Annotated in this window: 24 protein-coding genes; 8 read left to right on the top strand and 16 right to left on the bottom strand. The window is 63.9% G+C overall.

Annotated elements, in window-relative coordinates:
• Positions 1–104: 104 nt before the first annotated feature.
• Both APH25_RS05550 and APH25_RS05545 read left to right on the top strand, forming a co-directional pair.
• Positions 105–950: a MoxR family ATPase gene (locus APH25_RS05550; protein WP_028635428.1), complete on the top strand. Its 846-nt coding sequence runs from the start codon at positions 105–107 to the stop codon at positions 948–950.
• Positions 951–962: 12 nt separating this feature from the next.
• The gene (locus APH25_RS05545; protein ID WP_060481349.1) at positions 963–2,141 is read left to right on the top strand and encodes a VWA domain-containing protein; all 1,179 of its coding nucleotides are present in this window, start codon (positions 963–965) and stop codon (positions 2,139–2,141) included.
• Positions 2,142–2,305: 164 nt separating this feature from the next.
• On the opposite strand, the gene APH25_RS05540 is transcribed toward APH25_RS05545, so the two are convergent.
• Genes APH25_RS05540 through APH25_RS05515 form a run of 6 tightly spaced genes read right to left on the bottom strand, consistent with a single transcriptional unit; the run spans position 2,306 to position 6,484 of the window.
• On the bottom strand, positions 2,306–3,223 hold the full coding sequence (locus tag APH25_RS05540; RefSeq protein ID WP_060481348.1) for a biotin-dependent carboxyltransferase family protein: 918 nt from the start codon (positions 3,221–3,223) through the stop codon (positions 2,306–2,308).
• Positions 3,220–3,906: a 5-oxoprolinase subunit PxpB gene (pxpB, locus tag APH25_RS05535; protein ID WP_060481347.1), complete on the bottom strand. Its 687-nt coding sequence runs from the start codon at positions 3,904–3,906 to the stop codon at positions 3,220–3,222. The genes APH25_RS05540 and pxpB overlap by 4 nt, the downstream gene beginning before the upstream one ends.
• A complete protein-coding gene (locus tag APH25_RS05530) occupies positions 3,903–4,646 on the bottom strand; it encodes a 5-oxoprolinase subunit PxpA (protein WP_042141831.1) in 744 nt (247 codons plus the stop codon). Before APH25_RS05530 ends, pxpB begins: the two co-directional genes overlap by 4 nt.
• Positions 4,647–4,670: 24 nt before the next feature.
• Positions 4,671–5,192, bottom strand: coding sequence for a DUF2937 family protein (locus APH25_RS05525; protein WP_060481346.1), 522 nt, complete (start codon positions 5,190–5,192; stop codon positions 4,671–4,673).
• 9 nt (positions 5,193–5,201) lie between these two features.
• Positions 5,202–5,975 (bottom strand): class II glutamine amidotransferase, encoded by a 774-nt coding sequence (locus APH25_RS05520; protein WP_028635422.1) that lies wholly within the window; start codon positions 5,973–5,975, stop codon positions 5,202–5,204.
• Between the two features lie 14 nt (positions 5,976–5,989).
• The gene (locus APH25_RS05515) at positions 5,990–6,484 is read right to left on the bottom strand and encodes a hypothetical protein (protein ID WP_060481345.1); all 495 of its coding nucleotides are present in this window, start codon (positions 6,482–6,484) and stop codon (positions 5,990–5,992) included.
• A gap of 91 nt (positions 6,485–6,575) precedes the next feature.
• Between APH25_RS05515 and APH25_RS05510 the strand changes: the two genes are divergently transcribed.
• On the top strand, positions 6,576–8,615 hold the full coding sequence (locus tag APH25_RS05510) for a S9 family peptidase (RefSeq protein WP_060481344.1): 2,040 nt from the start codon (positions 6,576–6,578) through the stop codon (positions 8,613–8,615).
• A 22-nt stretch (positions 8,616–8,637) separates the two neighbouring features.
• Here the strand turns inward: APH25_RS05510 and APH25_RS05505 are convergent, their stop codons facing one another.
• Positions 8,638–8,916, bottom strand: coding sequence for a hypothetical protein (locus APH25_RS05505; RefSeq protein WP_028635419.1), 279 nt, complete (start codon positions 8,914–8,916; stop codon positions 8,638–8,640).
• 132 nt (positions 8,917–9,048) lie between these two features.
• Between APH25_RS05505 and APH25_RS05500 the strand changes: the two genes are divergently transcribed.
• The 3 genes from APH25_RS05500 to APH25_RS05490 all read left to right on the top strand — a co-directional run bounded on the left by APH25_RS05500 (position 9,049) and on the right by APH25_RS05490 (position 10,391).
• Positions 9,049–9,417, top strand: coding sequence for a YajD family HNH nuclease (locus tag APH25_RS05500; RefSeq protein WP_028635418.1), 369 nt, complete (start codon positions 9,049–9,051; stop codon positions 9,415–9,417).
• 66 nt (positions 9,418–9,483) lie between these two features.
• The gene (locus APH25_RS05495; RefSeq protein ID WP_028635417.1) at positions 9,484–9,954 is read left to right on the top strand and encodes an RNA methyltransferase; all 471 of its coding nucleotides are present in this window, start codon (positions 9,484–9,486) and stop codon (positions 9,952–9,954) included.
• Between the two features lie 95 nt (positions 9,955–10,049).
• Entirely contained in the window at positions 10,050–10,391 is a 342-nt protein-coding gene (locus APH25_RS05490) for a DUF2892 domain-containing protein (protein WP_028635416.1), read from the top strand.
• Positions 10,392–10,410: 19 nt separating this feature from the next.
• Here APH25_RS05490 and APH25_RS05485 read toward each other — a convergent pair whose 3' ends face one another.
• From APH25_RS05485 to APH25_RS05460, 6 genes are all read right to left on the bottom strand, one after another.
• Positions 10,411–11,619, bottom strand: a complete 1,209-nt coding sequence (locus APH25_RS05485) for a hypothetical protein (protein WP_060481343.1) — start codon at positions 11,617–11,619, stop codon at positions 10,411–10,413.
• A 39-nt stretch (positions 11,620–11,658) separates the two neighbouring features.
• Entirely contained in the window at positions 11,659–12,108 is a 450-nt protein-coding gene (locus APH25_RS05480) for a YcgN family cysteine cluster protein (protein WP_060481342.1), read from the bottom strand.
• 112 nt (positions 12,109–12,220) lie between these two features.
• Entirely contained in the window at positions 12,221–13,153 is a 933-nt protein-coding gene (locus APH25_RS05475) for a D-2-hydroxyacid dehydrogenase (RefSeq protein ID WP_060481341.1), read from the bottom strand.
• Between the two features lie 2 nt (positions 13,154–13,155).
• The gene (locus tag APH25_RS05470; RefSeq protein WP_060481340.1) at positions 13,156–13,449 is read right to left on the bottom strand and encodes a YcgL domain-containing protein; all 294 of its coding nucleotides are present in this window, start codon (positions 13,447–13,449) and stop codon (positions 13,156–13,158) included.
• On the bottom strand, positions 13,446–14,579 hold the full coding sequence (gene rnd, locus APH25_RS05465) for a ribonuclease D (protein WP_060481339.1): 1,134 nt from the start codon (positions 14,577–14,579) through the stop codon (positions 13,446–13,448). Before rnd ends, APH25_RS05470 begins: the two co-directional genes overlap by 4 nt.
• An 89-nt stretch (positions 14,580–14,668) precedes the next feature.
• Positions 14,669–16,312, bottom strand: coding sequence for a phosphoethanolamine transferase (locus APH25_RS05460; RefSeq protein ID WP_060481338.1), 1,644 nt, complete (start codon positions 16,310–16,312; stop codon positions 14,669–14,671).
• Between the two features lie 248 nt (positions 16,313–16,560).
• Here APH25_RS05460 and APH25_RS05455 point away from each other — a divergent pair, with 248 nt between their 5' ends.
• Positions 16,561–16,797: a YdcH family protein gene (locus APH25_RS05455; protein WP_028635409.1), complete on the top strand. Its 237-nt coding sequence runs from the start codon at positions 16,561–16,563 to the stop codon at positions 16,795–16,797.
• 67 nt (positions 16,798–16,864) lie between these two features.
• On the opposite strand, the gene APH25_RS05450 is transcribed toward APH25_RS05455, so the two are convergent.
• Together APH25_RS05450 and APH25_RS05445 are read right to left on the bottom strand one after the other, a co-directional pair.
• Entirely contained in the window at positions 16,865–17,299 is a 435-nt protein-coding gene (locus tag APH25_RS05450; protein WP_060481337.1) for an MAPEG family protein, read from the bottom strand.
• 42 nt (positions 17,300–17,341) lie between these two features.
• Positions 17,342–18,523, bottom strand: a complete 1,182-nt coding sequence (locus APH25_RS05445) for a PLP-dependent aspartate aminotransferase family protein (protein WP_060481336.1) — start codon at positions 18,521–18,523, stop codon at positions 17,342–17,344.
• 92 nt (positions 18,524–18,615) lie between these two features.
• Between APH25_RS05445 and APH25_RS05440 the strand changes: the two genes are divergently transcribed.
• On the top strand, positions 18,616–19,077 hold the full coding sequence (locus APH25_RS05440) for an Lrp/AsnC family transcriptional regulator (protein WP_060481335.1): 462 nt from the start codon (positions 18,616–18,618) through the stop codon (positions 19,075–19,077).
• A gap of 31 nt (positions 19,078–19,108) precedes the next feature.
• Here the strand turns inward: APH25_RS05440 and APH25_RS05435 are convergent, their stop codons facing one another.
• Positions 19,109–21,439 (bottom strand): FdhF/YdeP family oxidoreductase, encoded by a 2,331-nt coding sequence (locus APH25_RS05435; protein WP_060481334.1) that lies wholly within the window; start codon positions 21,437–21,439, stop codon positions 19,109–19,111.
• Positions 21,440–21,517 lie beyond the last annotated feature (78 nt).

Below are 21,517 nucleotides of genomic sequence, written 5' to 3'. Positions count from 1 at the left end.
GTGTGCATTTGCAGCCGGGTAGCCCCGCGTTATAGTCGAGGGCTAATCAAATATTGGTGTTGCCGGTACCAACACAGGGCCGGCCACCCGCAGAGGACAACCCCATGAAGTTCGAAGGCACCCGCGATTACGTCGCCACTGACGACCTGAAACTGGCCGTGAACGCGGCGATTACCCTCGAACGCCCGCTGCTGGTCAAGGGCGAGCCGGGCACCGGCAAGACCATGCTCGCCGAGCAACTGGCGGCTTCATTCGGTGCGCGCTTGATTACCTGGCACATCAAGTCCACCACCAAGGCCCAACAGGGCCTGTACGAGTATGACGCGGTCAGCCGCCTGCGCGACTCGCAACTGGGCGTGGACAAGGTCCACGATGTGCGCAATTACCTGAAGAAGGGCAAGCTGTGGGAGGCGTTCGAGGCCCAGGAGCGGGTCATTCTGCTGATCGATGAAATCGACAAGGCCGACATCGAGTTCCCCAACGACCTGCTGCAAGAACTCGACAAGATGGAGTTCTACGTCTACGAGACGGATGAGACGATCAAGGCCACGCAGCGGCCGATCATCATCATTACCTCGAACAACGAAAAAGAACTGCCTGACGCCTTTCTGCGTCGCTGCTTCTTCCATTACATCGCCTTCCCCGACCGCAGCACCCTGCAGCAGATCGTCGATGTGCACTACCCCAACATCAGCCAGTCGCTGGTCAGCGAAGCGCTGGATGTGTTCTTCGACGTGCGCAAGGTGCCAGGGCTGAAAAAGAAGCCGTCCACCTCCGAACTGGTAGACTGGCTCAAGCTGCTGATGGCAGACAACATCGGCGAAGCCGTGTTGCGCGAGCGTGACCCCACCAAGGCCATTCCGCCGCTGGCCGGTGCGCTGGTCAAGAACGAGCAGGACGTGCAACTGCTGGAGCGCCTGGCCTTCATGAGCCGGCGCGGCAACCGCTGATGGAGCCGGGCCATGCTGCTCAACCTGTTCAATGAAATGCGCGCGGCCAAGGTGCCCGTGTCGGTACGCGAACTGCTCGACCTGCACCAGGCCCTGCAGCGGCACGTGGTGTTCGCCGACATGGACGAATTCTACTACCTGGCCCGCGCCATTCTGGTGAAGGACGAGCGTCATTTCGACAAGTTCGACCGCGCCTTCGCCGCCTACTTCAACGGCCTTGAGAACCTCGACAGGCACATCGAGGCGCTGATCCCCGAAGATTGGCTGCGCAAGGAATTCGAGCGTTCGCTGAGCGACGAGGAACGCGCGCAAATCCAGTCGTTGGGTGGCCTGGACAAGCTGATCGAAGCGTTCAAGCAGCGCCTTGAAGAGCAAAAGGAGCGCCATGCCGGCGGTAACAAGTGGATCGGCACCGGTGGCACCAGCCCGTTCGGCTCGGGTGGCTACAACCCCGAAGGCATCCGCGTGGGCGATGCCGGCATGCGCCAGGGCAAGGCCGTGAAGGTGTGGGACCAGCGCGAGTACCGCAACCTGGACGACCAGGTGGAACTGGGTACCCGCAACATCAAGCTGGCCCTGCGGCGGCTGCGCAAGTTCGCCCGGGAAGGTGCTGCAGAAGAGCTGGATATCGACGGCACCATCGACCATACCGCCCGCGATGCCGGCCTGCTGAACATCCAGATGCGCCCGGAGCGGCGCAACACGGTGAAGCTGCTGTTGCTGTTCGACATCGGTGGGTCGATGGATGCCCACGTCAAAGTGTGCGAGGAGCTGTTCTCGGCGTGCAAGACCGAGTTCAAGCACCTGGAGTACTACTACTTCCACAATTTCGTCTACGAGTCGGTGTGGAAGAATAACCTGCGCCGCACCTCGGAGCGGTATTCAACCTTTGATCTGCTGCACAAGTACGGCGATGACTACAAGGTGGTGTTCGTGGGGGACGCCGCCATGGCGCCTTATGAAATCACTCAGCCCGGCGGTAGCGTGGAACACTGGAATGAAGAGGCCGGCTATGTGTGGATGCAGCGCTTCATGGAGAAATTCAGGAAGATCATCTGGATCAACCCGTACCCCAGGCAGGCCTGGGACTACACCGCGTCCACCCACCTGGTACGGGACTTGATCGAAGACAAGATGTACCCGCTGACCTTGCAGGGGCTGGAAGATGGGATGCGGTATTTGTCGAAGTGAGCATTGGGGCATGTGGCATGTGTTCGCTGCAACACGGTTTACGCCTATGAGATCGAGCGCAGCCGCGCGGCGCATCGCGAGCTGCGCTCGCTCCTACATTTTTTGGGCCAATTACGCTGCAATAACCGTAGGAGCGAGCAAAGCTCGCGATAGGGCCACAAGCCTTACAACCAACGGCCCAGGCAACGCTGCTGCTCACGCCAGGCCTCATCCTGCACCACCGGCCTGAACCGCACGCCCGCCCCTGGCATGCACTGCGCCAGCTGGGCCAGCGCAAGGGGTGTCAGCGCGCCCAGCCGCGGATACCCACCAATGGTCTGCCGGTCATTGAGCAACACGATCGGCTGGCCATCCGGCGGCACCTGCACCGCACCCAGTGGTATGCCTTCGGAAATCATCGGCGCGCCCTGATAGACCAGTTGCGGGCCTAACAGGCGAATACCCATGCGGTCGGCCCGGCTGTCCAGCGTCCACTCCCGGTTGAATGCCTCGAAGAGGCTGGTACCACTGAAATCGCCAATTTGCGCGCCTATCACCATATCAAGCACAGGGTTTTGTGCAACGGGTGGGCGCTGCGCCAGCGGCACCTCGCGCAGCGGGGCGACAGTACCGGCAAACGTCAGGCACTGGTCTTTCACCAGTGCAGCACCCTGCCCGTCCATCCCCCCAAGCCCCTCACGCACCACGGTGGCACAACTGCCCAGTACCGGCGTGCCGTGAAAGCCGCCTGGGGCTGCCAGATAGGCCCGCACCCCGTGTCCGGGGTGTTTGAAGCTGAGCCGCTGTCCCTTGGCCAGCGCGAAGCTGCGCCAAGGCTGCAGAGGCTCATCATCGATGCAGGCATGCAGGTGGGCGCCGGCCAAGGCCAGTACGCAATCCTGCCGGGCCTCGACGCAAAAGCCACCCAGCGCCACCTCGACCACCGGCGCGCCGAGCGCATTGCCCAGCAGCCAGTTGGCCCAGTACAGGGCCACCCAATCCAGCGCGCCGCCCTGGGTCACGCCCAGGTGGCGCACCCCGAAGCGCCCGGCGTCTTGCAACTGGCACAGTGGCGTGCTGGCGTGGATCTGCAAATGATTCATGGCTGCGCCTCGTCATCGCCGCCCAACGCCAGGAACTGGCTGCGCGAAACCGGCACGAAACGCACGCGGTCACCGGGTTGCAGCAGGCTGAAGCCTTCACGCTCACGGTCGAACAAACGCACCGGGGTACGCCCGATCAGGTTCCAGCCACCTGGCGATACCGCCGGGTACGCCGCCGTCTGGCGCTCAGCAATGCCCACGCTACCCGCCGCCACCTGCTTGCGCGGGGTGCTCAGGCGCGGGCTGGCCAGGCGTTCGTCCACTAGGCCCATGAAGCCGAAGCCGGGGGCAAAGCCCAGGGCGAACACAGGGTAATCACGCTCGCTGTGCACGCGAACCACCTCGGCCTCGCTCAACCCGCTGCGGGCTGCCAGCACGGGGAGTTCTGGGCCGACACTGGCGTGGTACCACACCGGAATTTCATGCCGGCGGCCACCACTCCCGGCGTCTGGCTGCAGGCCTTCCAGCGCCTGGGTGATCAACGCCCTCGCCTCGCTGGGTGGCAAGGCGAACTGCACCATCAAGGTGGTGTAGGAAGGCACGAGGTCTAACAGGTGCGTGCCAAATGCCGTGCTGATGCGCTGCCTGGCGGCGAGCATCCACGGCATGTTGGCCTCGTCGATACGCTGGAACAGCCGCACCATCAGGGTATCGATGGCGACGACCTCGATGCGCGGCGTCACCGAGCCCCCAGCGCATCGAGGGCCTGACGTATCTGCCGCACCGCTGCCACCGAACTGTCGTTGTCGCCGTGCACGCAGAGCGTGGTGGCCTCCAGGCACAGGGTGCTGCCATCGTTCGCTACCAGCGTGTCGCCCCGGGCCAGGCTAACCGCTTGCTCCACCACCCGCACCGGGTCGTGGTGCACAGCACCGGGCAAGCGGCGCGACACCAGATGGCCGCTGGCCGTATAGCCGCGGTCGGCGAATGCCTCGAACCACAATGGCACGCCGAGCTCATCACCCAAGGCCTGGGCGGGGCGATTGTCGGCGGTGGCCATCAGCACCAGCGGCAGGTCGCCGCTGTAGGCCGCCACAGCTTCCAGCACGGTACGCAGAACAAGCGGGTCGGCCATCATGTCGTTGTACAGCGCGCCGTGGGGCTTCACATAGGCCACACGCCCGCCCTGCACCTTGCAGATGCCGCCCAGCGCGCCGATCTGGTAGTGCAGCAGGTCGCGGATTTCTTCCGGGCTGCAGGCCATGGAGCGGCGGCCAAAGCCGACCAGGTCCGGGTAGGCCGGGTGGGCGCCGATGCTCACCCCATGCTCCAGCGCCAGTGCCACGGTGCGGCGCATGGTGCCCGGGTCGCCAGCGTGGTAGCCGCAGGCGATGTTGGCGCAATCGATGTAAGGCATCACCTCGGCATCCAGGCCCATGCGCCAGCTGCCGAAACTCTCACCCATGTCACAATTGAGCAGCATGTGAAGCCTCCCGATACCTGACCGTCAGCGCCAACTCTCCTTCACCACCCGGCGGCGCCCACCCACTATCAACCAGCCTATGCCCAGCAACACGCTTTCCACCAGGAGTGCGAGCACGAACCCGCCCCCCACGCCCCAGCCGATCGCCTCAGGGACCAACACGATCTGGTAGGTGTAGCCATTGAGGGTTTCTTCGCGCAGCTGCGGGTCGGCCTGCACCAGCACATGCCAGGTGCGCTGCGCCCATGACCCTTGCAGGGCCTGCCATTCGGTTTCCAGCAACTGGTTGCGGATCATCAGGCTTTCGATGCTGTTGGCATCGCTGTTGAACACCGGGTCGTCGCTGCTGCGGTAGTGCCGCAGCAGGGCTTGCAGGTCGCCATTGAAGAAGCGCTCGGCTGTCTGGCGGAAGCCGTCCAGCGCCTCGCGGGATTCGAACAGGTGCGCCTCGACACGCTGGCTATAGTCCTTGACCAGCCCCGGGACCTGGATACCGACCAGCAGGCCGAAGGTGAACAGCAGCAACCGCAGGTAACTTCTGAACATGCAGCGTCCTTAGCTTTGGCCGTGCGCGGTGCACTCTCCGTGCCGCCACAGGGCCCATTGACCTGGCTCGTAACGGTTCCAGGTCTCGTTCTCGGTCAAGGCCTCGGTGGCGATCACCGTGACCACGTCATTGGGGGTGGTTTGGGTATGGAAATCGACGATCAGGTCGACATCCTTCAACCGCGCCGCGCCAAAGGGGGCCCGGCGGGTGATGTGCACTAGCTTGGTGGAGCAGAAACAGAACAGCCAGTCCCCGTCACTGAGCATGCAGTTGAACACCCCCAGGCTGCGGTAACCGGCACAGGCTTCGACCAGCACCGGCAACAGCTGCTCAACCGGTACGGGGTCGGGGAAGGCGCTGCGCACGCGGTTGAGCAGGTCGCAGAAGGCCGCTTCGCTGTCGGTGTCGCCCACCGGCCGATAGAAGCCATTGCCGCCCTTGAAATCACCCAGCTGACCGTTGTGCGCAAAGCACCAGTTGCGGCCCCACATTTCCCGCACGAAGGGGTGGGTATTGGCCAGGCAGACCTTGCCCACGTTGGCCTGGCGAATGTGGCCGATCACCACCTCGCTCTTGATCGGGTAGCGCTGCACCAGGTTGGCCACCTCCGACTCGCTGCTGGCGGCCGGGTCCTGGAACAGGCGCAGGCCACGCCCTTCATAGAAGCCAATGCCCCAGCCGTCACGGTGCGGGCCGGTACGCCCACCGCGCTGCATCAGGCCGGTGAAGCTGAATACGATATCGGTGGGAACGTTGGCACTCATGCCCAGCAGTTCGCACATGGCTGTGTCTCCGCTTACAAACGGGGCTCGACCCGGCCACCGCCCTGGGGGGCGGCTGGCGCAGGGTCGCGGTAACGGTCGTGGCGCTCCGCAGCCAACGGTGCCTGCGCAGCAAGCTGCTCGCCTTCGGCCGCCTCGCGCTGGGCAGCCGCTTCTGCGCGCAGGCGGCGCTCACGGGCGCGTTTTTCCAGCGGCCAGCGCAGCAGCACGAAGACGCCATACAGGATAAAGGCGATGAGCCCGTACATGGCGAAGTCCGACACCGCCCGCCAGGCGTTGTTGCCGACCTTGAAGGCGACGTCCAGGGCGGTGATGGCGATGGCCGGGGCGAAGTTGTCCTTCACCGGGTCGACCACGGTCGGGGTGAACAGCAACACGGCCAGTACTACCAGCAGCGGCTCGCGCAGCCAGCGCCACATCCAGGCGGTGAGCTTGAAGCCCACCAGCAGGCAACCCAAGGCCGCCACTGCGTACAGGCCCCAGGCAAGGGTGTAGTCGTTCTCGATCATGGTGTGGGTGCAAGCCAGGCAAATAGATGCCTATGATAAACACTTTTCCGGGCGCAGACAGCGTCTCCCTGTTTCGGCCAAGAGATCCCCAATGCCCAGCAAGCCACAGCCGCCCATCGCCCGCGCCGACCATGCCGCCGACCCGTACGCCTGGCTGCAACAGCGCGACACCCCTGAAGTGCTCGCCTACCTGCACGCCGAAAACGACTACCAGCAAGCCTGCCTGGCAGACCAGGCGCCCCTGCGCGAGCAGCTGTTCGAAGAAATAAAGGGCCGCATCCAGGAAACCGACCTGTCGCTGCCCACTCCATGGGGGCCGTACCTGTACTACACCCGCACCACGGCGGGGGATGAATACCCACGCCACTACCGCTGCCCGCGCCCTGCCGACGACTCCAACACCGTCGACCAGGCCCAGGAGCAACTGCTGCTCGACCCCAACGCCCTGGCAGGCGGTGGCTTCCTGTCGCTGGGCGCCTTCAATGTCAGCCCGGACCACCGCCTGCTGGCCTACAGCCTGGATACCAGCGGCGACGAAATCTACACCCTCTACGTGAAGGACCTCGCCACCGGCGCGCTTACCACCCTGCCCTTCGTAGATTGCGACGGCAGCCTGACCTGGGCCAACGACAGCCAGACGCTGTTCTTCGCCGAGCTTGACGACACCCATCGCCCCTGGCGCCTGCGCCGCCACACGCTGGGTAGCGATGCTGCGCACACGGTGTTCGAAGAGCCAGACGGGCGGTTCTTCCTGCATTGCTACCGCACCAGTTCCGAACGCCAGCTGGTGCTGCTGCTGGGCAGCAAGACCACCAGCGAAGCCTGGGTGCTGGATGCCGATACCCCGCAGCAGCCGTTCACCTGCCTGGCATCACGCGAGGAAGGCCACGAATACTTCCCCGACCACGGCCAGCTGGACGGTGAGTGGCGCTGGTTCATCCGCACCAACCAGGACGGCATCAACTTCGCCCTGTACCACGCCCCGTCCATGCCGGTGCCAGGCCGTGACGCCTGGCAGCAACTGGTCGCGCACCGTGACGACATCATGCTGGAGGGGCTGAGCCTGAATGCCGAGGCGCTCACCCTGAGCCTGCGCGAGGGTGGCTTGCCCATCATCGAAGTACGCCCTCAGGGCCTGCCTGCCTACCGGGTGCAGTTGCCTGACGCTGCCTATAGCCTGTATGTGCAGGACAGCCTGGAATTCGCCAGCCCGCGCCTGCGCTTGCGCTACGAAGCACTCAACCGCCCGGCCCAGGTGCGCCAGCTGGAACTGGCCGACGGTGCCCAGGTGGTGCTCAAGCAAACCCCGGTACTGGGCCCCTTCGATGCTGACGACTATGTCAGCGAACGGCTGTGGGCCACCGCAGCGGACGGTACCCGGGTGCCGATCAGCCTGGTGCGTCGCCGTCAGGACCTGGGCCGCACGGTACCGTTGTACCTGTACGGTTATGGCGCCTACGGCGAGAGCCTGGACCCGTGGTTTTCCCACGCGCGGCTGAGCCTGCTCGAGCGCGGCGTGGCCTTTGCCATTGCCCACGTGCGCGGCGGCGGTGAACTGGGTGAGGCCTGGTACCGCGCCGGCAAGCAGGCGCACAAGCACAACACCTTCAGTGACTTCATTGCCTGCGCCGAACACCTGATTGGCGAAGGCGTGACGGCCAGCGACCGGCTGGCCATCAGTGGCGGCAGTGCGGGTGGCCTGTTGATCGGTGCTGTGCTGAACCTGCGCCCCGACCTGGTGCGTTGCGCCATTGCCGAGGTGCCGTTCGTCGACGTGCTCAACACCATGCTCGACCCCGAGCTGCCGCTGACGGTGACCGAGTACGATGAATGGGGCAACCCGCAGGAGCCGCAGGTGTACGAGCGGATCAAGGCCTATGCCCCCTACGAGAACGTGAAGGCACAAGCCTACCCCGCCATGCTGGTGGTGGCCGGCTACAACGACAGCCGCGTGCAATATTGGGAGGCCGCCAAATGGGTGGCGCGCCTGCGTACCTGCAAGACCGACAGCCACCTGCTGCTGCTCAAGACCGAGATGGGCGCTGGCCACGGCGGTATGAGCGGGCGCTACCAGGGGCTGAAGGACGTGGCGCTGGAATATGCGTTCGTGCTGGGTGAGCTGGGGATGTAGCCGGCACCTGCCGGCGCTGTGATCACTTGCCGGGCGTCACGGGTTTGTCTGCCTCCTGGCGCAAACCTGGCAGTGGTTGGTCCTTCGGCGGCCCGGGCACGGGCATCGGCGGCAGCAGCGGCGCCCCTGGTTCAGGGTCGTAGGCCTTGGGCGGGCTGCTTGGGGTGATCTGCGGGTAGGGCGTTGGGGTTGGCGTGCCGGGTGCGCCGGGCACCGGCGTGCTCAACCTGGGCGGTGTGCTGGCGGCTTCGGCCAACGGCACGCCTGCCAGCATCGTCATGGCGAGGATCGCAGCGAGCATCAGCAACCTCCTGTCTAGAAACTTCCTACAGGCTACGCTGATATTGCAGTTTGTGCCTGTCCGTCAGCCCTGCAAGCGCGCTAGACTCGATGGCATAACCGTCACCTGCCTGATAAGAACGAAGGAAACACCATGACCTCCTCCACTTCCGCCGCCACTGCGCGCCTGGACCGTATTCTGGCCGATGCCAAGCGCGACAAGGAAATGGGCTACCGCGACAAGGCCCTGAGGATGTACCCCCACGTGTGCGGCCGCTGCGCCCGGGAATTCGCCGGCAAGCGCCTGAGCGAGCTGACGGTGCACCACCGCGACCACAACCACGACAACAACCCGCAGGACGGCTCCAACTGGGAACTGCTGTGCCTGTACTGCCACGACAACGAACATTCGCGCTACACCGACCAGCAATACTTCAGCGAAGGCTCCACCAGCACCCCCAGCATCGCCAAGGCCACCCACAACCCGTTCGCCGGCCTGGCTGGCCTGCTGAAGAAGGACTGACCATCGAGCCCCCGCTACGGCCGGGCAGCCCGTATAATCGCGCTTTTTTGCGAAGGGCCCCGGTACGTGGCTAACAAACGATACAGTTGCATTGGCCTGTTCAACCCCAAGTCGGCCGAAAACGTTGGCTCGGTCATGCGCGCAGCCGGCTGCTACGGGGTCAACTCGGTGTTCTATACCGGCAAGCGCTACGAGCGCGCCCGTGACTTCGTCACCGACACCAAGCGTGTGCATTACGACATCCCGCTGATCGGCATCGACGACCTGCAACGCATCATCCCGCTAGGCTGCACGCCTGTGGCGGTCGAACTGGTGGAGGGCGCCCGCCCGCTGCCCGAATACACCCACCCAGACCGCGCCCTCTACATCTTCGGCCCCGAAGACGGCAGCCTCAGTGCCGAGGTACGTGCCTGGTGCGAAGAAACCATCTACATCCCTACCGAAGGCTGCATGAACCTGGCGGCGACCGTGAACGTGGTGCTGTATGACCGCCTGGCCAAAGGGCTCAATACCCGCTCGGGGCCCAAGTTCAAGTAGGTGCACGTGCCGCTGGCGAGGCTGCCCGGCAACCCGACTGAACGACGCCAAGGGCAGCCGGGTCAGCTGCATACACTTCACAAGGAGGGCTTGCCATGCTTGATAACCATGCTACTGCGCCATCAAAGGACCAGAACGTTCACGGCATCGAGCGCGTCAGCTCGCTGGCGGGTGGGGCGCTGATGGTCACCAGGGGGCTGCGTCAGGGCGGTGTGCTTGGGCTGCTGAAGGTAGCTGTGGGCGGCCTGGCGCTGGCCCGGGGCCTGAGCGGCCACTGCGCCACCAAGGCCTGGCTGCAGCGCAACCGCCAGGAATACAACCGGCTGCGTACAGACCTGCAACGCAGCGGTGCCGAGCTGGAGGCCTTGAAAGACAGCGCCAAAGCGGCTACCGAAGGCGTCACGGTGACCGGCAAGGACCCTGTGGCTGATACCTGATGCGTCGGGCGTGGAGCCTTTAACGCAAGGCTTTGCTCTGTAACACGTCGGAGCTGCGCCCCAGCACGTTCTCGCTGATCTTCACGAACTCCTCCGTGCTGACGCTTGGCAGGCGCATCAACCCGCGCGCCACGTCATCGAGAGAACGCTTGGCCTGGGTATGGATGCGGATTTCCTTGTCCAGGGCCTGCAGCAACATCACGCCCCGCGCTACCTGAGCGGGGCTGGCCTGGTCACCCTTGAGTGTGGTGACCTTGGCGCCCTGCTTGCTGAGCCGTGCCTGCCAGGCCTGATAACGGTCGTCGCTCATCCCACCAGACCTGCGCAGCAGTTCACTGGCGTAATAATCCGTCAGGCTCTCCACCAGCCAGTCACTGCCGTCGCGTGCGCGAATCTGGGTAAACAGCTGCACGACCTCGCGCAACAATGGGCTGCTGCCGTTCTCGCTCACCATTGGCCTGCCGCTGTGCAGGTACAGCGAGCCATGGGCCGCCATTGCCCCGCGCCACATGCCGTCCCGGGCACCGACCACCAACAGTTTGGGTGGGTTGCGCGGGAACGTCGCCTGCAGCTGTGGCCATACGTAGGTAAGCAAGGTCAGGCTGTCCATGCGCCGCATACCCTGCCCCACGGGCGCTGCCACGGTCACATCGGTGTCGCCCAGGCGGGCGCGGCGGCTGCCTAGGTCGCCGGCCAGTATCCAGCCTGTCGGGCGGTCGAACAGCCGCGAGCTGTCGTCGATACGGAACTTGTCCTTGCCGATACGCGCCCAGGCGGTTTCAACGCTTTTCCAGGCCTCGGGGAGGTCGAAGGTGAGCCGCGCGACCAGTTCGGTGCCGTCCTGCTGGTCGAGATGCGCAGGTGGAATCAGCTGATCGCCCTGAAACAGCGCCCAGTGCGGGGTGATCCTGGCACCATAGGCGCCGTTGCTGTGCTTCTGGTCCAGTTGCACGCGGTAGCTGAGGCTGGTCTTGCCGGAGGCCGGTTGCCACACACCGTGCTGGCCACGCAGCTGCCACTGGCCGTCGGCCTGGAAACCGCTGTACGCGCCGAGCTTGCCCAGGTCGAAATCCAGGCTGCGCACAGCACTGCCGTCAGCCAGGGTGACGCGAACTTCGGCCTGCCCGCTGGCGGGCATCAAGCGTACTTGGTAGTCCAGGTCGACCTTTTTCGCCCAGGCGGGTGAGGCGGCCAGCAGGCCCAACAGCAACAACGGGTGGCAACGCATAACACAACTCCTTGTCCCCCGCCGCAGCGAGGCGCGCCGTTAACTGGCGCGGAAAATCAGGTGGTCTTCCCAGTCATCTTCGTGCACGGCCTGCTCACTGAGCATACGCCCAGCCTGGGAGATGCGCTGTTCGTGCACCTGCTGGCGGTCACCGCAAACCAGGTGGTGCCAGGCCGGCAGGTCCTTGCCTTCGCTGACCAGCCGGTAACCGCAGGTGCTGGGCAGCCAGCGGAACTGGTCGGCCTTGCCCGGGGTAAGCTGAATGCAATCGGGTACGTGGGCGAAGCGGTTGGGGTAATCGCTGCACTGGCAGGTGTTCAGGTCCAGCAACTTACAGGCAATGCGCGTGTAATAGACGCTGTTGTCGTCTTCATCCTCGAGCTTTTGCAGGCAGCACAGCCCACAGCCATCGCACAGCGATTCCCACTCTTGCAGGCTGAGTTGTTCAAGGGTTTTACCACGCCAGAACGGCGCGTTTTCAGCGTTCATCCCACGGTTTTCCTGCATTAGGGCAGCTACAAGCTGCAAGCTAGAAGCTGCAAGCAAAGGCAGCGCGTACGGCTTTTTCTTGCCGCTTGCAGCTTGTAGCTTGCAGCTGCGGTCAATAGCCGCGAGCGAAGTCGACTTCACCGCGCAGCGCCTGGCCGGTGCCATAAGCTCGCACATTTTCGACGAACAACCGCACCATCGCGGCAGGCGAGGTCGGCGCCGAGCTGTGGCCGGTCAGCAACAAGCCCCAGGCGGTCCAGAATGGGTGCTGCCGGGGCAACGGCTCCTGGCGGCACACATCGATCACCGCACCGGCCAGGTGGCCCTGCTTCAAGGCCTCCACCAGGTCGCCATCGACCACCGACACACCGCGCCCGGCGTTGATGAACAACGCCGTGGGCCGGAAGCGCCTGAACATGGCTGCGTCATAGATATCATGGGTGGCCGGTGTATCGGGCAGCAAGTTCAATACATAGTCCACCTCGCCCACCAGGCGTGGCAGGTTCTCAAGCGCCGCAACCTCGACGAACGGCGCCTGCTCCCGGGCGCTAGTCGCTACGCCATAGAGCACCACACCAAACGGCTGCAGAAACGCCGCCACGCGCTGGCCGATATCACCGGTGCCCACCACCAGCACCTTGCGCCCTTCGAGGGAGCAGCCCTGACGGTCATCCCAGCGCCGCTCCACCTGGCTGACCAGGCGCGACAATACCTCCCGCTCATGCCCCAGCATGTAGGTCAGCATGTACTCCGCCATCACCTGGCCGAAAATGCCCACTGCCCGGGTGAGGCGGTAGCTGCGTGGCAGGCCCGGCGCCAGCAGCGGCGTGATCCCGGCCCAGGTGGTCTGCACCCATTGCGGCACATGGCCCTGGCGCAGCAGGCTGGCCAGCAGGTCCGGCTGGCCCAGCCACACCGGGCACTGCGCAGCAAAGCGCGACAGTTGCGCGGAGTCACCGCTGGTCAGCACTTCAAGGTCAGGTGCGGCCTGGGCCAGCAGTTCGGCATAACGCGCATGCTTATGCTCGGCAATCAGTACACGCATGATCAGGCCGGGTCGTTACGGCGCAGCAACTCTTCGGGCAGGTGCTCGATGTAGTCGTCGTCCGGTGGCGGCATTTGCAGGTGATAACCCTGGTTTTCCAGGTTCTCCAGCACCTTGGCGATGTCTTCACGGGCCAGCTTGCGCTCTGGGGTCAACACCAGGTCAAAGGCATGCTGGGGGGGGCCGAAAAACGGCAGCAGGGCTTCGGGCACGCGCTCCAGGCCATCGGCCTTGAGCAGGTACAGGTACATTTCGCGCTTGCGCGGGCTCTTGTAGATGGAGCAGATACGTTTCATCGGGTTTCTCCGCCGCCGGCCAGGCTGTTCAACAGGGCCTGGCCCATGCGCTCGCGACGCCAGCCGCGCAGCGAATCGGGCAATTGATAAGGGCCATTGGGGTAGCCGCTCTTGAGCAACGCCTCAAGGGTTTTCTTGCGCAGCATCAGCTCGGGCGCAATGCCCAGGCGCTCACCTTCGGCCTGCCCCACCGCGCGCAGCTGTTTCAAAATGCCAGAGGCTTCGATGGGCAACGGCTCGGGCAGTACCGGCGGCCACTGTTCCGGGGGCAGGCTGGCCGCACGCTTGATCAGTTGGACGAGAAACTCGCCGTCCTGGCGAATGGTGCGCGGGTGCATCTCGTCAATGCGAGCCAAGGCTGCCAGGTTGCTGGGCTGGCTCTTGGCCATGGGCCACAGCGAGTGCTCCTTGAGGATGCGGTTGCGGGGCACGTCACGCTGGCGCGCCTCGCGCTCGCGCCAGGCGCACAGCTCGCGCAGCACCGCCAACTGCTGAGGCGCCAACTTCCAGGCCAGCTTCACGTCACGGTACAGGCCCTCGGGTTCCACGTCACGGCGCAGCTGGGCCACCAGCTCGGCACCGTCCTCCAACACCCACGCGTACTTGTCGTCGGACAGGCGCGGGCGCACGGCAATGAACAGCTCCGCCAGGTGCACGGCATCTTCGGCGGCGTAGCTGACCTGGGTATCGGAAAGCGGGCGCTGTAGCCAGTCGGAGCGCGTCTCGCCTTTCGGCAAGTCGATGCCGAGCACCTCCTGCACCAGCCGCGAATAGCCCATGGAGAAACCCAGGTTCAGGTAACCCGCCGCCAACTGGGTGTCGAACAACGGCTGCGGCAAACGCCCGGTCAGGCGCAGCAGCACCTCGAGGTCTTCGCTGCAGGCATGCAGTACCTTGACCACACCGTTGTCTTCGAGCAGGTCGGCAAGGGGTTGCCAGTTGCCGATGAGCAACGGATCGATCAGGAAGGCGCGCTTGCCGTCGCCAATCTGGATCAACCCGGCCTTGGGGTAGAAGGTGTCGACGCGCATGAATTCGGTGTCGACGGCGACGAAAGGCAGTTGGCGCCAGTCGCTGCAATGTGCGGCCAGGCTCTGGTCGTCACGGATCCAGTGTATTTCGATGGCCACGAGGCTCTCCCACTAACATTGGCGCGCAGTATATACGGCGCGGGCACTGCGGGTGAAACCCAGGCCATCGTCATTACCGACCAAGGGTGCTATTGGCCGTTGGCAGCGGCAAGCCAGGGGCGGCAGCCGGCAAACAGGTCCAGGGACCGCTGATACACCCCGGTATGCACCTGCAACAGGCCGAGCATCGAGTGGAACAGGTTGTCCTGGGACAACGGCGCATCGCCCAGCTTGGCCAGGCAACCGGTGTCCACGCCGAAGTCCTGCTGGTAGCTCTCGGAGAACCAGGCCAGCAACGGTACGTGCTTTTGCTGCTCGGGGGCGATGGCGTAAGGGGTGCCATGCAGGAACAGGTTGTACTCGCCCAGCGACTCGCCATGGTCCGACAGGTAGATCATGGCCGTGTCCACCTTGTCCTGCTTGCTGCGCAGGGTATCGATGAGCGACGCCAGCACACGGTCGGTATAGGCCAGGGTGTTGTCGTAGCCGTTGATGATCTCCTGCTGGCTGCATTGGTCCAGGGCGTTGCTCTGGCACACCGGGGTGAAGCGCTGGTCGGCTTGCGGGTAGCGTTTGAAGTAGTCGGGGCCGTGGCTGCCCATCTGGTGCAGCACCAGCACGGTGTCTTTGTCGAGGTTGTCGATCAGTTCGCCCAGCCCTTGCAGCAGCACCTGGTCGTGGCATTCGCCGCCTGCGCACAATTGCGGGTCTTTCAGGTTGGTGAGGTTGACGTACTGCACACGGTCGCAGGTGCCCTTGCAGCCGGACTGGTTGTCGCGCCACTGCACGTCCAGGCCGGCACGTTTGAGGATGTCCAGCAGCCCTTCACGGTTTTTTGCCACGCGGGCGTCATAGTCCTTGCGCGCCATGCCAGAGAACATGCACGGCACCGACACTGCCGTTTCGGTACCACACGAGTGCACATCGGAAAACGCCAGCAGGCCCTGTTCCTTCGCCAGGTGCGGCGTAGTGTCGCGGTTGTAGCCCAACACCCCAAAGTGGTCTGCACGGGCGCTCTCCCCGACCACCAGCACGGTCAGCGACTTGCGCTGGTGGCTGTGCCAGGCAGCGTCGCGGCTGGCATCTTCACCATATGGCTGGAACGGCCGCGAGGCTGTGGACACGCGCTCGCTCACATAGGTCATGGATGCGCCGACGATATTGCTGGGCGTCAGCATCAGGCGCAATTCATGGTGGTTGCGCAGCAGCGACGACAGGCCCTGGTAGTTGGCCAGGCCCACCGAGCCCAAACCCACCACGCACGCCGCGCTGACCACCAGTTTGCCCAGCAGCTCGCGCTGCCAGGTGCGGTACACAACAGGGGCTTTCCACAGCAGCAGCGAAGGCACCACACCCAGCCCGAGTATGTACAAAGCGAACTTCAGCGACATCAGGTCGCGGACTTCGGCCACGTTGGTTTCGGCCATGTTGGCGAACATGCCGGCGTCGATCAGCACACCGTAACGGTTCATGAAGTACGCCACACCCGCGCCGCTCATGAACAACACGATCAGCAACGGCTTGAGCACGTAGCGGAAGGCGCACAGGGTCAATATCAGGTTGAAGGCGAACAGCATCAGCACGGCGAACGCAAGGCTCAGCCACAAACCCGGCAAGCCAGGCGGCACCACTTGTTCGAGGTGCTGCCAGAGAAAGAAATTGAAGCCGATCAGCAGGTACAGGCTGGCCAGCAGCGTGACCCATTCGGTCCGCAGGGGTTTGATGTTGGGCATGGGCGTTCACAACCAGGCATGAGACCTCCCGGGCCGGATGGCACCGGGAGCAAACTGCGCGAACTCTAGAAAGCGTGCCATCAATTTTATGTGAAAAATAACGTTACAATTCCGTGAGTCGCCTGTTTTCATGTGCGCAATGCAACTTGTTCAGCTGGCGTTCAGCCAACCCCGGCCGCCAGAGCCGGCCAAACGCAGCTATCCTCAGTGGTCAGGACCTTACCGACCAACCTGACCGAGGTGAAGAAATGCCAGTTCCGCATGACCTGCTCGCTGACTTGCACGTAACCGCCGATGCCTTCCAGGCGCTCATTGACAAGGACCAGACGCTGCACGCACTGCACAAGGAATACAACGCCAAGGACAAGGAGGTGCTCGCTGCAGAAAGCAATGGCACCAATGACGATGTTGTCAACCGGCTGCGCAAGGAGCGGCTGTTGATCAAGGACAAGATCGAGCGCGTCATTCACGCACCGGGAGCATGACCCCTCCCGGCGCTTGAACCTCTTCGCCCATACCCATAGCAGTGTCGCCCATGCCAGCAGCCGTGTCTCAACGGCTGCTGGTCACCAATTGGGTGGTGATCAGACCTGCCAGCCAAAGCAGACATATCGTCCCCACGGCATAAGACAACGTACGCCATGGTTGCCAGCGACCCAAGTAGGTAACTGTATGCATGATGCGCGCGACCGTGAATGCGCCAAATAACCAGGGTGCGGGACCGGCCGGCCCGTCCAGCGCTACATAGAGCCCCCCGAGAACGAAGAACAAGGGAATATTCTCCAAATCGTTCGACCAAGCCTGCGACGCCCGGGCCACCTGCGGAAGCTCTTCTGCGCTCGCTGCGCGACCAACCAGGCGTGCATCCTCAGCATTTTTGAAGGTCATGCGCCCGATACGGTAAAACCCTTGGTAGCACGATATCGCCAACATCTTGCCGAACAACACCAGTACGCACAGGGTATAGCTGTAGAGAACGACGCTCATATCTACTCCTTTAGATGGGCATCAAGGTTTACGCCAAGGTGGCTACCGGGTAATCAGGGCGCCGAGGGCGTTTTCAAGGTCCTCGATCAGATCAGCGCTGTCTTCGATCCCCACCGACAGCCGTAGCAGGTTTTCGCTGATCCCCATCACACCCTTCTGCTCGGGGCTGAGGGAGCAGTGGGACATGCTCCACGAATGGTTGATCATGCTTTCCACCCCGCCCAGCGAATCGGCCAGCACAAAAATCTGCAACGCCTCCACCAGGCGGTTCATGGCAGCTCGGTCGCCTTTTACCTTCATGGCCACCACTGCCCCGCCACTGCGCATCTGGCGCTTGCACAGTTCATGCTGCGGGTGGCTTTCAAGGCCCGGGTAGTACACCTGCTGCACCTGGGGGTGGCGTTCGAGCATGCGCGCCACGCGCAGCGCGTTGGCGCATTGGCGCTCCATACGCACGTCCAGGGTTTTCAGGCCACGCAGCGCCAGGTAGCAGTCGAACGGGCCCTGCACCGCACCGATCGCCATGCTGATACGGCGCAGGCGGTGCAGCAGTTCGTCGCTGGCGGCCACCACCACGCCGCCAGTCAGGTCGGAGTGGCCACCGATGTACTTGCTGGCCGAATGCATCACCAGGTCTACACCCAAGGTGATCGGGCGCTGGTTCCAGGGGGAGCAGAACGTGTTGTCGATGCAGGTGAGGATGCCCCGCGCGCGGGCAAGGTCGCACACCGCCTTGATATCGACCAGGTGCAGCAGGGGGTTGGTGGGCGACTCGATCCAGATCAGCCGGGTTTCCGGCTTGATGGCCGCAGCCACAGCCTGCAGGTCGTTGAGGTCGACATAGGTAGTGGTCAGGCCTGAGGTGTGGCTGCGGTAATCTTCCATGATGCGGAAGGTGCCGCCGTACACGCCGTTCATCACCACCACGTGGGCGTCCTTGGGCAGCAGTTCCAGCACGGTGGCCGTGGCGTTTACCCCGGACGCGCAGGCGACCGCGCCGGCGCCCTCTTCCAGGGCCGCCACGCAGGTTTCATAAGCGTGCCGGGTGGGGTTGCCCACGCGGCTGTAGGAATACTCGGGCTTGTCGTCCAGGCCGCGCTTGATGAACGAGCTGGCAGTGACGATAGCCGGGAAGATGGCATTGTCGGCAACGCTGAATTGCTCGCCGGCATGGATGGTTCGGGTGGCGAAATGGCGCGGCTTGTCGGACATGGTCAGGCCCATTGGCAGAGGTGAAGCTGCCACTATCGCACAACCCCAAAGTGCTGGCCTTGGGGTAACCTGTGAAAACTTCTTCGCCAAGGCCTGCGCCTGACATGGACAGCTTCGACCAACACATTCTCACCCTGCTGCAGCGCGATGCCTCGGTGTCCCTCAAGGACCTGGCCGAGGCGGTAAACCTGTCCACCACCCCCTGCTGGAAGCGCGTCAAGCGCCTGGAGGACGAGGGTTACATCGTAGGCCGCGTCGCCCTGCTGGACCCTGAACGGCTAGGGCTGGGGCTGACGGTGTTCGTGCAACTGAAAACCCAGCGGCACGACAGCGCCTGGCTTGAGCAGTTTGCGGCAACCGTAACCGCGTTCGAGGAGGTAATGGAGTTCTATCGCATGTCCGGTGACTGGGACTACATGCTGCGGGTAGTGGTGGGGGACATCGCCGCTTATGACCGGTTCTACAAGAAGCTGATCAACAGTACCGATGGGCTATCGAACATCACGTCCAGTTTTGCCATGGAGCAGATGAAGTACACCACGGCTTATCCGGTGCATCGTTCCTGATGCTGAGTGGCTGTACTGGGGCCTGCCGCCGTCAATCAGCCGCCAGCACCGCCTCGATCCGGTTGCCCGCCCTGGCCTTCTCGACCTTGATTGCCACAAACTTGGAGGTCGGCGTGTAGGTGCCGTCGCCGTAACTGTCCAGCGGCACCAGCGGGTTGGTTTCGGGGTAGTAGGCCGCGGCCTGCCCCTCAGGCACGTCATAGGCCACCAGGCGGAAGCCCGATACGCGACGCTCCACGCCATCCTCCCACAGCGACACCAGGTCTACCTGCTCACCGGGCTCGAAACCCAGGCGGCGGATGTCGGCTTCGTTGACGAAGACCACTTCACGTAGCCCGAATACGCCGCGATAGCGGTCGTCCAGGCCGTACAAGGTCGTGTTGTACTGATCGTGGGAGCGCAGCGTCTGCAGAATGAGGTCAGGCGTGTCACCCCGGGCCAGCACCTTGGCGTTGACCAGTTGCTCAGGCAATGCATGCGGGCTGAAGCGGGCCTTGCCGGTAGCCGTGCGCCAGGTGCGTTGAGCGGCGGCATTGCCCAGGTGGAAGCCGCCAGGTGCTTGCAGGCGCTCGTTGAACGCGGCAAAGCCTGGGATCACGTCGGCAATCATGCTGCGGATACGGCCGTAGTCTGCCACGGCGTATTCCCAGTCGATTGGCTGCTTGCCCAGGGTGGCCTGGGCCATGCCGGCGACAATCCACGGCTCCGAGCGCAGGTGCGGCGAGCGCGGCCGCAGTTGCCCATGGGAGATGTGCACCATGCTGAAGGTGTCCTCCACCGTTACCCCTTGCGGGCCGTTGGCCTGCACGTCGATTTCGGTCCGGCCCAGGCACGGCAGGATCAGCGCATCGCCCCCAGTGACCAGGTGCGAACGGTTGAGTTTGGTGGAAATCTGTACGGTCAACGCGCATTTGCGCAGCGCCGCGTGGGTGCGCGGGGTGTCTGGCGTGGCTTGGGAGAAGTTCCCGCCCAAGGCGATGAATACCTTCGAGCGCCCCTCTTCCATGGCCTTGATCGCCAGCACAGCGTTGTGGCCGTGGGCACGGGGCACGCGGAACTCGAAGCGCTTCTCGAGAGCATCGAGCAACGCCGGCTTGGGCTTTTCGTCGATACCCATGGTGCGGTCACCCTGCACGTTGCTGTGACCGCGCACCGGGGAAAGCCCAGCCCCCGGTTTACCAACGTTGCCCCGCAACAACTGCAGGTTGACGATTTCCTGCACGGTAGGCACCGAATGCCGGTGCTGGGTGACGCCCATGGCCCAGCACATGATCACCCGTTCGGCCTTGCGGTACATGCGCGCAGCCAGCTCGATCTCGGCCTGGGTAAGCCCGGACTGCTCCACGATATGCGCCCAGGGCGTGGTATCCACGGCTTGCAGGTAGGCGTCCACGCCGCTGGTGTGCTCGGCGATGAACGCGTGGTCGAACACCGCCGGCGCACCGCTGGCCTGGGCCTCGCGTTCCCATTGCAACAGGTATTTGGCGATGCCGCGCATTACTGCCATGTCGCCGCCCAGGTTCGGGCGGAAATACGCCGTGTTGGTAGGCTCGGAGCCGTTGCTGAGCATTTCGAACGGGTGCTGGGGGTGCTGAAAGCGCTCCAGCCCGCGCTCCTTGAGGGGGTTGAAACACACCACCTGCGCGCCGCGCTTCACGGCCTCGCGCAACGGTTCAAGCATGCGTGGGTGGTTGGTCCCGGGGTTCTGGCCGATCACGAAGATGGCGTCGGCCAGTTCCAGGTCGTGAAACACCACCGTGCCCTTGCCCACGCCGAGGGTTTCGGACATCCCCACGCCGCTGGCCTCGTGGCACATGTTGGAACAGTCGGGGAAGTTGTTGGTGCCATAGGCGCGCACGAACAGCTGGTAGAGGAAGGCGGCTTCATTGCTGGCGCGGCCTGAGGTGTAGAACTCGGCCTCATCGGCCGAACCGAGTGCGCGCAGGTGCCGGGCGATCAGGGCGAACGCCTCTTCCCAGCTGGTTTCCACGTAATGGTCAGTGGCGGCGTCGTAGCGCATGGGGTGGGTGAGCCGGCCCTGGTACTCCAGCCAGTAGTCGGTCTGTTCGGCCAGGGCGCTGACGCTGTACTTGGCAAAGAAAGCAGGGTCCACCGAACGGCCGGTGGCCTCCCAGTTGACGGCTTTGGCCCCGTTCTCGCAAAACTTGACCATATCGCTTTCCGGCGACTCGCCCCAGGCGCAGCCGGGGCAGTCGAAGCCACCGTTCTGGTTGGTCTTGAGCATGGCCCGCAGGTTCTTGAAGGCGTTTTCGCTGCCCAGCCAGCTTTTGGTGACGCTCTTGAGCGCCCCCCAGCCGGCGGCGGCGCCTTTGTAGTCCCTGATGTGGTCGTCTTGGCTCATGCGGTGAATCCTCACGCTACGGTGCTTTCATTCAGCCTACGGAGCGTGGTGCTGGGGCGTCCAATCGAAAGATCTTAC

Source organism: Pseudomonas sp. NBRC 111119 (genome assembly GCF_001320125.1).
Taxonomy (GTDB): domain Bacteria; phylum Pseudomonadota; class Gammaproteobacteria; order Pseudomonadales; family Pseudomonadaceae; genus Aquipseudomonas; species Aquipseudomonas parafulva.
This window is presented reverse-complemented; position numbering and strand designations above follow the sequence as displayed.